The following is an 11759-nucleotide window of genomic DNA, read 5'->3' as shown; positions in this document are numbered from 1 at the left end:
TCACTCCCCGGTGATGACGGAAAGCAGACCAGTGGCGTTAAGGAAGATGAACAGCACCGCCGCGGGCGCAACAATGCGGGTCACCCACAACCACAGGAGGAAGAGGTTGTGGTGGTTGTGGGTATCGAGTTCCGCGGCCACTGTCGTGGTGCGCATCTTCCATCCCACAAACAGCGCTACAAAGAGCCCGCCCAGCGGCAGCAGGATATTGCTGGAGATGAACTCGATGGTATTGAAGATGGTCATGCCCGGCAGCAGATGGAAGCCGGACCAGGCATTCATGGAAAGGCCGCAGGCAGCGCCAAGCAACCAGATCAGGGCGGAGATGATGGCCGCCGCCTTGACCCGGCCTCCGCCGAAGGATTCGGAGAGGTAGGCAACAGCGGGCTCAAGCAACGACATGCCGGAGGTGATCGCCGCCACCGACAACAGCGCGAAGAAGACAACACCAAGCAGCGCACCGAAGGTGATCTCACCGAAGACGATCGGCAGGGTCTGGAACACCAGCCCCGGGCCCTCGCCTGGCTCAAGGCCAACCGTGAATACGATCGGAAAGATCGCGAAGCCGGCCAGAAGCGCCGTCAGGGTATCCATGCCCACGATCCATCCAGTGCTGACCGGAATGGAGTTCTCCTGCGGCAGATAGGCCCCGTAGACCATGATCGCGCCCATACCCAGGCTCAGCGTGAAGAACGCCTGCCCCAGGGCCGCCAGCACGGTGTCTCCGTCCAGAGCACTGAAATCCGGTGTGGCAAGGAAGGTCATGGCATCACCAAAGCCTTCCGTGGTCACGCCGTAGACCACCAGCCCCACCAGCAGGATAAAGAGCAGGGGCATCAGCAGCGTCACCGCCCGCTGCAGGCCCTTCTTGACGCCTGAAGCCACGATGCCGAACACAATCAGCATAAAGAGCGTGTGCCACCCAAGTACGGCGGAAGGGCTGCTTACAAGCCCATTGAACATCCCTTCGGCGGAATCCGAGGTCATGCCGGCAAAACCACCGATCAGGGCCTCATAACCGTAATAGAGCGACCAACCCCCAACGACGCTATAAAAAGACAGGATCAGGAAACCGGCGATCACGCCCATCCAGCCGACCAGGGCCCATTTCTGGTTGAGCCCTTCCTCCCGGGCAATCAGCCGCAGGCTGTTGATGGGGCTGCGCCGGCCCTTGCGACCAATGGTGACCTCACCGATGATGATCGGCAGGCCAACCAGCAGGATGCAGGCGAGATACAGTATGACGAAGGCGGACCCGCCGTTTTCGCCCACCAGATAAGGGAAACGCCACAGATTGCCCAGGCCCACGGCGGAACCGGTGGCAGCAAGGATGAAAATCAGACCACTGGACCACTCACCGTGGACCGAGCTTCGCTTCTCATTCATGGTTGAGCCCTTCCCGCTTCTTCTGTTGTTTCTGAAACCTTTGTGTAACCGCGAAACCCTAGCCGCTATTAATCACCGGATCAATACTGAGGCGGCTCAGACCGGCGTAAACCAGGGCCCTGCCGCCACAAAATGCGGGTTGTACACACTTTCCTTGCCATAGAGCAGCGGCTCCCCCTCAAAGGTCAGGACGCAACCACCGGCCGCCTCCAGCACCGCCTGGGCGGCACCGGTATCCCATTCACAGGTCGGCCCCACCCGCGGGTAGATATCCGCCTCGCCCTCGGCAATCCGGCAGAACTTCAGCGACGACCCTGCCTGCACCAGACAATGCGGCCCCAGACTCTCAATGAACGCCTCCGTCTCCGGGTTCATATGGTTCTTGCTCGCCACCACCCGCTTCTCATCCGGCGGCTCAGCCACCTGAAGGCGCACCGTCTCGCCATCCTTGCGGCGGAATGCCCCGCTGGACCGCGTCCCCCAGTACTCAATACCCAGGGCCGGCACCGTCACCACACCCAACACGGGAACCCCGTTCTCGATCAGCGCAATGTTCACCGTGAACTCACCGCTCTGCTTGATGAAATCCTTGGTGCCGTCGATCGGGTCCACCAGCCAGAACCGGTCCCAGTCACGGCGCTGCTCCCAGGCCACCTCTTCCTCTTCGGACAGGATCGGCAGCTTCGGCTCCAGCGATCGCAACCCCTCGACAATCCGGTGATGCGAGGCCATGTCAGCCTCCGTCAGCGGACTGTCGTCCTGCTTCTGCGTCACCTCATAGTCCTGGCGATAGAACGCCATGATCTTCTCACCAGCATCCGCCGCAATGGCCAGAACCTCGGGAACAAGCGCGTCGTAATCCATGCAGACAATCCGTAACGGGTGGCTTTAATGGGCGGAATTGTGGCGCCAGCGCCGGGCTGAGTCCAGTCACCCACGATTTTTGGCGGCAGATCCGTTATAATGGTTGGCCAATCGTTAACCGTACCGGCCTGATCCGCGCTGGATCGGAAAGGGTCCGGCAGCCTCTGACGGAAAGCTCTGGAGCCATGGATGGCGGAAGAGCAGCCTACATGGGTTTGCGCGATTAAGCGCAAACGGGTTTACAAGGATGTAAACCCAGGACTTTTCAGTGAAGCAGGACTGCGCAACTGAAAAGTACTCGTGGCGATTCCCGGCAGAGGCTGCCGGACCCTTTCCAGGCAGCCACCTTTACAGGCTGGTACCTGACCAGGGGACCGAACACCGCAATGAGTGATCGCCAGAAACCCCGCAGCGGCGAAAAGTTCCGCAGCGAACACGGCATCGCCGCCATCAAGGACGGCCAGAAAGCCTCCCGCGCCCAGGAAGTCGAACGCACCCGCAAGCCCTCCTGGCTGCGTGCGCGTATGCCCGGCGGCGAGCGCTTCGAGCAGGTCAAGCGCAACGTCCACGAGCACCGCCTCAGCACCGTCTGCGAGGAATCACACTGTCCCAACATGGGCGAATGCTGGAACAACGGCACCGCCACCATCATGGTCATGGGCTCTGTGTGTACCCGGGCCTGCCGCTTCTGCGCCGTCGACACCGGCAACCCCAAGGGCTGGCTGGATCAGGACGAACCCGAGAACACAGCGCACTCCGTGGAAATGATGGGCCTGCGCTACATCGTGCTCACCTCCGTCGACCGGGACGACCTGGACGACTTCGGCGCCGGCCACTACGCCGACTGCGTGCGCGCCATCAAGCGCCGCACCCCGCACGTGGCCGTGGAAGCCCTGACCCCGGACTTCGACAACATCAACGAGCACGTTGAGACCGTTGTGGACTCCGGACTGGAAGTCTTCGCGCAGAACGTGGAAACCGTGGAGCGGCTGACTGAGCGCGTCCGTGACCCGCGCGCCGGTTATAAGAAGACACTGGACGTGCTCGAGCATGCCAAGAAGCACAACCCGAAGGTCATCACCAAGACCAGCCTGATGCTGGGCCTGGGCGAGACCGAGGAAGAGATCCTGGAAACCATGGACGATCTGCGCGCCATCGGCGTGGATATCGTTACCTTCGGCCAGTACCTCCAGCCCACAAAGAACCACCTGCCCGTGGAACGCTGGGTGACTCCGGAGGAGTTCGAGTGGTATCGCGAGAAGGGCCTTGAGAAGGGCTTCCTGGAAGTGCCCTCCGGCCCCATGGTCCGCTCCAGCTACCGGGCGGACCGGGTGTTCGAACAGAACAACCTGGGGCTGTCAGAGGCACCGGAGGTCCCGGGCGCGGAGCCGGATCCGAATATCATTCCGGTCAAGACCGTCGGCTGAGGGTCTTTCGCTTGTAGGAGCGCGCTTCGCGCGCGATATTCGTTTCAGTAAGGCCCCTGGGGGGGCCAATCGCGAGCAAGCTCGCTCCTGCGTTACAGGACGGCTGCGGTATCCACCGCCGTGGCGTTCACACACCGCGCAACAGACGACAGCAGCGCCTGGAGCGTTGCTGACGTCGTGTCCTCGGCCAGCGCCGCCGCGCTGTAGACTTCGCCGTTCACCTGGATCCGGATGCAGGCAAGCGCATTGGCACTGGTGCCCTCGCCCAGCGCGAACTCATCGTAGGCCTCCACGGCTACCTTCACGCCATGGCGGTGCTGCAGTGCATCCACCACGGCCTCAACCGCGCCCTGGCCGCCACCCTTGAGTTCAGTACGCTCGCCATTGCCCACCACGACCGACGCCTGGACGCCATCATCCGTGCGGTGCAGGTCGTAGGTATGCAGTGTCCAGCCCTTGGGTACCTGCAGGTAGTCCCGCTCGAACAGCTTGTGGATGGTGGATGAATCCACTTCGCCACCGGTGATCTCCGCCTCCTTCTGGACCACCTTGGCGAACTCGATCTGCAGCCAGCGCGGCAGGCTGATGCCGTAGTCGCGCTCCAGCACCATGGCCACGCCGCCCTTCCCGGACTGGCTGTTGATGCGCACCACTTCCTCGTAGCGCCGGCCGATGTCCTTGGGATCGATGGGCAGGTAGGCCACGTTCCAGATGTCGTTCTCGCCGTGCTTGGCCATGCACTTGCGGATGGCGTCCTGATGGCTGCCGGAAAAGGCCGTGAACACCAGCTCGCCCGCCCAGGGATGGCGCGGGTGTGTGGCGATCTCGGTGCAGGCCTCAACCACGTCCACGATTTCGGCCATACCGGAAAGATCCACTTCCGGATCAATGCCCTGGGAGTACAGGTTCATGCCGAAGGCCACCAGATCCATGTTGCCGGTACGCTCGCCATTGCCCAGCAGCGTGCCCTCGACCCGGTCGGCGCCGGCCATGACCGCCAGCTCCGCCGCCGCAATAGCACAGCCACGGTCGTTATGGGTGTGGACGCTCAGGCTGAAGTGATCGCGATACCTCACGTGGTCACAGAACCACTCGATCTGATCCGCGAACACGTTGGGCGTGGCCATCTCCACCGTGGCCGGCAGGTTGATGATCACCTGCTGGCCCCGGTCCGGGCGCCAGACGTCATTAACCGCATCCACCACCTCTACGGCGTAATCCACCTCGGTCGCGGAGAAGCTTTCCGGGGAATACTGGAAGATCCACTCCGTATCGGGATAGTTCTTCGCATGGCGCTGGACTTCCTTCGCACCGTCCACCGCGATCTGCTTCACGCCTTCCATATCCATCTCGAACACCTGCTCACGCTGGGCAGTGGAGGTGGAGTTGTAGACGTGAACGATCGCACTGTGTACGCCGTCCAGCGCCTCAAAGGAGCGCTTGATCAGGTCGGGCCGCGCCTGGGTCAGGATCTGGATACTGACGTCTTCGGGGATGCGATCCTCACTGATCAGCTTGCGGCAGAAATCAAAGTCGGGCTGACTGGCGGCCGGGAAGCCGATCTCGATCTGCTTGTAGCCTAGCTTCACCAACAGGTCGAACAGGCGCTGCTTCTGCGCAATGTTCATGGGCTTGACCAGTGCCTGATTGCCATCGCGCAGATCCACCGCGGAATAAGTCGGCGCCTTCTCGATGACCTTATCCGGCCAGCGCCGATCGGACTTGTTGAGCGGCTTGAAGGGCCGGTACCTGCGATGGTCAAAAGCCATGATCTGCTCCTTCTCTGCGTTGCCTGCTGTGCCTGAAATCGGATCAAGGCATCGGGGAACCCGTCCACGCGGCTTCCCGGATGCCTCTGTCTATCATCAATACTGTGGTCGAAACACCAGCGGCACAAGCGTGGGGCAAGCCCCGGGGCCTGCCCTGCCGCCGCGCCTGCGCTGCGGAGGGTGGATCACACCGTCTGCTCCGCTTTCGGATGCTTTTGGCACCCGGTCCAGGGTGGCGTCGCGGACCGCCACCGACGGCCCCTGGTGCGGGGCCGTCTTTCCGGAAGCCTGGCCCGGCGCGGTAACGCCGGCTCACCTCCCGGGGACATGTCCAAGGTAACCAAAATACCGAGCAATGTGTTTGCGAATTTGTGGTTATTTCCGACTTTTAAGCAATATTATGCTACTATCAATCCATAAATTGGCAAATAATAGCTAACCCACGAAAAACGGCGTTATTCCATGGCAAAAACAGACTCGGAACTGGTCCGGATCGACCGCATTGATCGCCAGATCCTGGAATACCTGCAAAAAGACGGCGGCCTCACCAACCAGCAGCTGGCAGAGCGCGTTGGCCTATCCCCCTCCCCATGCTCACGCCGCGTGAAGGCACTGGAGGAGGCCGGCATCATCCTGGGCCGCAAGACCCTGCTGGAACGGCGCAAGCTCGGCCTTTCACTGACGGTCATCCTGCAGATCGGCATGGACCGCCATACCCCGGAACGCTTCCAGGAATTCGAGGACCAGGTCGCCACCTACCCGGAAGTCCAGGAACTCTACCTGATCACCGGACAGCAGGCGGACTACATCCTCAAGGTGGTGGTGCCGGACATGGAGCACTACCAGCAGTTCCTGCTCAACAAGATTACTCGCATCACCGGCGTCAGCGGCGTGCACTCCAGCTTCGTGATGCGGCGTGTGATCGACAACACGGAGCTGCCGCTGAAGTACCTCTGAAGGCGGGCTCAGGTTTGCAGTGGCTGCTCATCCGGCGGCGCCCCCTCATCACATTTCTTGCACGCGAGCGCCGTGCCGAGCATTGAATCACGCCCCTCGGTGGTGACCACCCAGGGGCGGTTGATGAATGGCGGGTCATGGCGTACGTGCTGATTGTGACCACAGGCCAGCTGCGCCACCCAGTGCCCCTCCTCATCCCGGTGATAACCCGTGATCGGCTGTCTCATGGCAGGGAATAGGTCCCGCTGACATGAGCCACCAGTTCATCACTGCCCTCGGAGAACAGCTGCACCTCGCAGAAGGCGTTGCGGCTGCCCAGTTTCAGAACCTGACCACGGGCGATCAGATCGCAGCGACCCGGCTTGCGCAGGAAGTTGATGTTCAGGTTGCTGGTGACCGCCATCTGCACTTCTCCGAGCGCCCCCAGGACCGCCGCATACATGGTGGCATCCGCCAGCGCCATCTGTACCGGGCCGGAGAGCGTGCCGCCCGGGCGCACCATACGCTCGCTGAAGGGCACACGGGCAGTGGCCGCGTGGTACTCAATGATTTCCACGCGGAAATCAATATCCTCGGCCATCGGCACGCCGTCCCGGATCAACTGCTGCACTTCCTCGGCACTCAACTTCATGCTGTCTCTGCCTCCCGATTACTGCTGGCGTAACCGCCACCCTGTACCCTGGCCGGCGGACTTCGTAGAATAACCCCCACTTACCGAACAGTCATCTTTGCATCATCCAGACGGACTCAGCCCCTATGCGAGCAAGCCAGTACCTGATCGCCACCCTCAAGGAAACCCCGGCAGACGCTGAAATTGTCAGCCACCAGCTGATGCTTCGCGCCGGCATGATCCGCCGCCTCGCCGGTGGCCTCTACACCTGGCTGCCGCTGGGTCTGCGCGTGCTGCGCAAGGTTGAGCGGATCGTGCGCGAGGAAATGGACCGGTCCGGCGCCCAGGAAGTGCTGATGCCGGCCATTCAGCCGGCCGAGCTCTGGCAGGAGAGCGGCCGCTGGGAGGAGTACGGTGACGAACTGCTGCGCCTGAAGGACCGCCACGAGCGTGACTTCTGTTACGGCCCCACACACGAGGAAGTGATCACCGACATCGCCCGTAACGAGCTCAAGAGCTACCGCGACCTGCCGGCGAACTTCTACCAGATCCAGACCAAGTTCCGGGATGAGCGCCGTCCGCGCTTTGGCGTGATGCGCTCGCGCGAATTCCTGATGAAGGACGCCTATTCCTTCCATGCCAGCCCGGAGTCACTGGACGAGACCTACCAGGTGATGGTCGACACCTACAGCGCCATCTTCCGTCGCCTGGGCCTGGACTTCCGGGCCGTGGAGGCAGACTCCGGCGCCATCGGCGGCAGCAAGTCCCAGGAGTTCCACGTACTGGCCAGCTCCGGCGAAGACGCCATTGCCTTCAGCTCGGACAGCGACTACGCCGCCAACACCGAGCTGGCCGAAGCCCTGGCGCCGGAAGGTGAGCGCCCCACCGCCACCGAAACCATGCAGGAAGTGGCCACCCCGGACCAGAACACCATCGAACAGGTGGCCGGCTACCTGAACACAACACCGGACCGGGTCCTCAAGACTCTGCTGGTCCATGCCCCGAAGGATGAGGACAGCAACGAGCAGCCACTGGTGGCACTGGTACTGCGCGGTGACCATACCCTGAACGACCTCAAGGCGGAGCGGCGTGCGGACGTTGCCGAGCCGCTGACCATGGCCAGTGATGAGGAGATCCGTAAGGCGCTGGGCGTCGACGCCGGCTCCATCGGCCCTGTGGGCCTCAGGGTCCCCATGATCGTGGATCACGCCGCGGCCCATCTCGCGGATTTTGTGTGTGGCGCCAACCGTACCGGCTACCACCTGACCGGCGTGAACTGGGACCGCGATGTTGCCCTGGGCGAGACCGCCGACCTGCGCGAGGTTGAGGAAGGCGATCCCAGCCCGGACGGCCATGGTGTTCTTGGCATCCAGCGTGGCATTGAGGTAGGCCATGTGTTCAAACTGGGCCGCAAGTACAGCGAGGCCATGAACGCCACCGTTCTGGATGAAAACGGCAAGTCCGTGCACATGGACATGGGCTGCTACGGCATTGGGGTTTCCCGCCTGGTGGCGGCCGCCATCGAGCAGAACCACGACGACAGCGGCATCACCTGGCCCACCGCCATCGCCCCCTTCGAGATCGCCATTGTCACGCTCAACGGGCACAAGTCCGAGCGCGTGGCACAGGCCGCGGAGAAGCTCTATGACCAGCTGCGCCAGACCGGCTATGACGTGCTTCTGGATGACCGCAAAGAGCGCCCGGGGGTGAAGTTCGCGGACATGGAGCTGATCGGCATACCCCACAGAGTGGTCATCAGTGACCGCGGCCTGGAAGCCGGCACCCTTGAATACAAGGGCCGCACCGACGCGGACAAACAGGATGTGGCGGCGGATGACATCATCCGCTTCCTGGCGGCCAGGGTGATCGCGGACTAGACTCCGGAATATGCGCACCGCCGTCAGCATCGCTGTACTCGGGCTTGCCCTGTTGCTGGCGAGCCCGATCCATGCCGCCACCAGCCAGCCGGATCCGGAACTGCGGTCCAAACTCCGCGAGGCCGTGAATGCCGCGGACAGTTTCGACGACCGCTTCGACGCCGAGGTCTGGCTTGTGGATATGTCCGGCCGCACCGAACGCTGGCTGGATAACCACGACCGCCGCCTGCGCATTCTCCGGCTGGTGCATCGGGAAGCCAGCCGACGCGGCCTTTCCCCGGAAGTCGTCCTCGCAGTGATCCAGGTGGAAAGCGGTTTCGACCGGTTCGCCATCTCCCCGGTTGGCGCCCAGGGCCTGATGCAGGTCATGCCCTTCTGGAAAAAGGAGATCGGCCGCCCCGAGGACAACCTCACCAAGGTGGAAACCAACCTGGTCTACGGCACCACCATTCTGGCGCACTACCTGGAAAAGGAAGACGGGAACCTCGCAAAGGCGCTGGCCCGCTACAACGGCAGCGTCGGCAAGGTGTGGTACCCGGAACGGGTATTTGATGCGCTGGAACAGCACTTCCACGTCAATCGCTGACCCTCGGTGAGGGCGGATTCCCGTTCAGTTCAGTTCCGTTCAGCCGATCGGGGAGGCCGGTGTGTTCCGCGGAACGTCGCCGATTTTTGCAACAGAGTGGAATTTACCCTCGCCATCGTAGTGGATCATGAACGTGCCGAAGACACCGTCATGCTCCATCCAGCGCTGAAGGATACGGGCAGGAAAGACGACGGACCGCCCGTCACGCGCCTTGACCCAGACGCGCCAGGCGGTCCCTTCATAGACCCGGAGCCAGTCATCCCGATGGATCACCACATCCACGACCACTGACTCTCCGGCCATACGTCCTCCCGCTTACTCCGCGAGTTCCAGAAGCAGACGGTTGAGGCGGGATACATAGGTGCCCGGATCCTCGATCTCCTGACCGCTGGCGAGTGTCGCCTGATCAAAGATCACCTGGGTCAGATCCGAGAACCGCTCCTCGCCCTGCTCCTTCTCAAGCCGCTGCAGCAATGGATGATCCACGTTGATCTCAAAGATGGGCTTGGAATCCGGAAGCGGCTGGCCGGCGGCTTCCATGATCTTGCGCATCTGCTGGCCCATGTCGTAATCGCCAACCACCAGGCAAGCCGGTGACTCGGTCAGGCGCTTGGTCACCTTCACTTCCTTCACCCGGTCGGACAGCACCTTCTGGATACGCTCGACCAGGTCCTTGTGCTCTTCGGAGGCCTGCTCCTGCTCCTTCTTCTCCTCTTCGGACTCGACCTCGTCCAGGTCCAGTTCGCCACGGGAGATGTCCTGCAGGTGCTTGCCCTCATACTCGCTGAGGTACCCCATCATCCATTCATCGATGCGATCCGACAGCAGCAGCACCTCAATGCCCTTCTTGCGGAAGATCTCCAGGTGCGGGCTCGCCTTGGCCGCCTGGTGGGAGTCCGATGTCAGGAAGTAGATCTTCTCCTGGCCTTCCTTCATGCGGGCCACGTAGTCATCCAGCGACACGTTCTGCGTGGGCTCGCCGGTATGGGTGGAGGCGAACCGCAGCAGCGGCGCGATCTTCTCGCGGTTGCCGAAGTCTTCCGCGGGCCCTTCCTTGAGTACCTGACCGAACTGGTCCCAGAACTGCTGATACTTCTCCGGGTCGTTGTTGGCCAGCTTCTTGAGCATGTCCAGCACCCGCTTGGTCAGCGCCGTGCGGATGCTCTCAACGGTGCTGTCGTTCTGCAGGATCTCCCGCGAGACGTTCAGCGAGAGGTCATTGCTGTCGATCACGCCGCGCACGAAGCGCAGGTACAGCGGCAGGAACTGCTCGGCGTCGTCCATGATGAAGACGCGCTGCACGTACAGCTTCAGGCCACGTGAGGCTTCGCGGTTGTAAAGGTCGAACGGCGCCCGGCCCGGAATGTAGAGCAGGCTGGTGTAGTCCAGCGAGCCTTCAACCCGGTTGTGGGACCAGGTCAGCGGGTCCTCGAAGTCATGCGCGATGTGCTTGTAGAACGCTTTGTACTCGTCCTCGGAAACCTCATTACGCGGCCGGGTCCACAGGGCCGTTGCCTCGTTGACGGTCTCCTCGGCGGGCTTGTCCTCCTGGTTCTCGTCCTCTTCACCGGTCGGCTCCGGGGGCATGCGGACCGGGAACGAAATATGATCGGAGTACTTCTTCACCAGATGGCGCAGACGGTGGCCGTCCGCGAAATCCTTCGCATCCTCACGCAGGTGCAGGACCACGGTTGTCCCCCGGGGCGCGTTTTCAACAGGCTCAATGGTGAACTGACCGTCGCCACTGGAGACCCAGTGCACGCCTTCAGAGGAGCCCGTCCCAGCCTTGCGGGTGGTCACTTCCACCTGGTCGGCAACGATGAAGGACGAATAGAAGCCCACACCAAACTGACCAATGAGCTTGGCGTCCTTCTGCTGGTCACCAGTGAGCTGGTTGAGGAAGTCCGAGGTACCGGACTTGGCGATGGTGCCCAGGTTCTCGATCACCTCGTCCCGGGTCATACCGATGCCGTTATCCCGGATGGTGATGGTGCCGGCCTCTGAATCGTAGCTCAGATGAATCGCCAGATCCGGGTCTTCCTCCAGAAGCTGATTATTGGACAGGGCCTCGAAGCGGAGCTTGTCCTCAGCGTCGGAGGCATTGGAGATCAGCTCCCGCAGGAAGACTTCCCGGTTGGAGTACAGGGAATTGATAACGATGTTGAGGAGCTGTTTGACCTCGGTCTGGAAGCCGAGGGTTTCTTTCTGTGCTTCGGCAGTCATGATGCGCCGCACTCCTTGATGGTTGTTGCCTGCTTGAACCTGTTGTCAGCTGGCAATCTT

At 62.0% G+C, this 11759-nt stretch carries 11 protein-coding genes; 4 read left to right on the top strand and 7 right to left on the bottom strand.

Going from position 1 to position 11759, the window contains the following annotated elements; all coding sequences use genetic code 11:
* Complete coding sequence (locus tag F3089_RS01340; RefSeq protein WP_151439059.1) at nucleotides 1–1386, bottom strand: sodium-dependent transporter; 1386 nt, start codon at nucleotides 1384–1386, stop codon at nucleotides 1–3.
* A 96-nt stretch (nucleotides 1387–1482) separates the two neighbouring features.
* Complete coding sequence (gene cysQ / locus F3089_RS01335; RefSeq protein ID WP_151439058.1) at nucleotides 1483–2250, bottom strand: 3'(2'),5'-bisphosphate nucleotidase CysQ; 768 nt, start codon at nucleotides 2248–2250, stop codon at nucleotides 1483–1485.
* A gap of 386 nt (nucleotides 2251–2636) precedes the next feature.
* On the opposite strand from cysQ, the gene lipA reads away from it, so the two are divergent.
* Nucleotides 2637–3677, top strand: a complete 1041-nt coding sequence (gene lipA, locus F3089_RS01330; RefSeq protein ID WP_151439057.1) for a lipoyl synthase — start codon at nucleotides 2637–2639, stop codon at nucleotides 3675–3677.
* 92 nt (nucleotides 3678–3769) lie between these two features.
* Here lipA and F3089_RS01325 read toward each other — a convergent pair whose 3' ends face one another.
* The gene (locus tag F3089_RS01325; protein ID WP_151439056.1) at nucleotides 3770–5446 is read right to left on the bottom strand and encodes a 2-isopropylmalate synthase; all 1677 of its coding nucleotides are present in this window, start codon (nucleotides 5444–5446) and stop codon (nucleotides 3770–3772) included.
* A 462-nt stretch (nucleotides 5447–5908) separates the two neighbouring features.
* Between F3089_RS01325 and F3089_RS01320 the strand changes: the two genes are divergently transcribed.
* The gene (locus F3089_RS01320; RefSeq protein WP_151439055.1) at nucleotides 5909–6403 is read left to right on the top strand and encodes an Lrp/AsnC family transcriptional regulator; all 495 of its coding nucleotides are present in this window, start codon (nucleotides 5909–5911) and stop codon (nucleotides 6401–6403) included.
* Nucleotides 6404–6411: 8 nt separating this feature from the next.
* Here F3089_RS01320 and F3089_RS01315 read toward each other — a convergent pair whose 3' ends face one another.
* Both F3089_RS01315 and F3089_RS01310 read right to left on the bottom strand, forming a co-directional pair.
* Nucleotides 6412–6630 carry a DUF3565 domain-containing protein gene (locus F3089_RS01315; RefSeq protein ID WP_151439054.1) on the bottom strand — a complete coding sequence of 73 codons (219 nt, stop codon included), beginning with the start codon at nucleotides 6628–6630 and terminating at the stop codon, nucleotides 6412–6414.
* Nucleotides 6627–7028, bottom strand: a complete 402-nt coding sequence (locus F3089_RS01310) for a PaaI family thioesterase (RefSeq protein ID WP_225741651.1) — start codon at nucleotides 7026–7028, stop codon at nucleotides 6627–6629. The genes F3089_RS01315 and F3089_RS01310 overlap by 4 nt, the downstream gene beginning before the upstream one ends.
* Nucleotides 7029–7159: 131 nt before the next feature.
* Here F3089_RS01310 and F3089_RS01305 point away from each other — a divergent pair, with 131 nt between their 5' ends.
* Together F3089_RS01305 and F3089_RS01300 are read left to right on the top strand one after the other, a co-directional pair.
* Nucleotides 7160–8890, top strand: coding sequence for a proline--tRNA ligase (locus F3089_RS01305; protein ID WP_151439052.1), 1731 nt, complete (start codon nucleotides 7160–7162; stop codon nucleotides 8888–8890).
* Nucleotides 8891–8900: 10 nt separating this feature from the next.
* On the top strand, nucleotides 8901–9476 hold the full coding sequence (locus F3089_RS01300) for a lytic transglycosylase domain-containing protein (protein WP_151439051.1): 576 nt from the start codon (nucleotides 8901–8903) through the stop codon (nucleotides 9474–9476).
* Between the two features lie 39 nt (nucleotides 9477–9515).
* On the opposite strand, the gene F3089_RS01295 is transcribed toward F3089_RS01300, so the two are convergent.
* A complete protein-coding gene (locus tag F3089_RS01295; protein WP_151439050.1) occupies nucleotides 9516–9779 on the bottom strand; it encodes a DUF2835 family protein in 264 nt (87 codons plus the stop codon).
* 12 nt (nucleotides 9780–9791) lie between these two features.
* Nucleotides 9792–11699 carry a molecular chaperone HtpG gene (htpG, locus tag F3089_RS01290; protein ID WP_151439049.1) on the bottom strand — a complete coding sequence of 636 codons (1908 nt, stop codon included), beginning with the start codon at nucleotides 11697–11699 and terminating at the stop codon, nucleotides 9792–9794.
* Nucleotides 11700–11759 lie beyond the last annotated feature (60 nt).

Source organism: Halospina sp. K52047b, from assembly GCF_008709855.1.
GTDB classification, from domain to species: domain Bacteria; phylum Pseudomonadota; class Gammaproteobacteria; order Pseudomonadales; family Oleiphilaceae; genus Halospina; species Halospina utahensis_B.
Note: the sequence above shows the minus strand (reverse complement) of the source record. Positions and strands in the feature narration are given on the sequence as shown.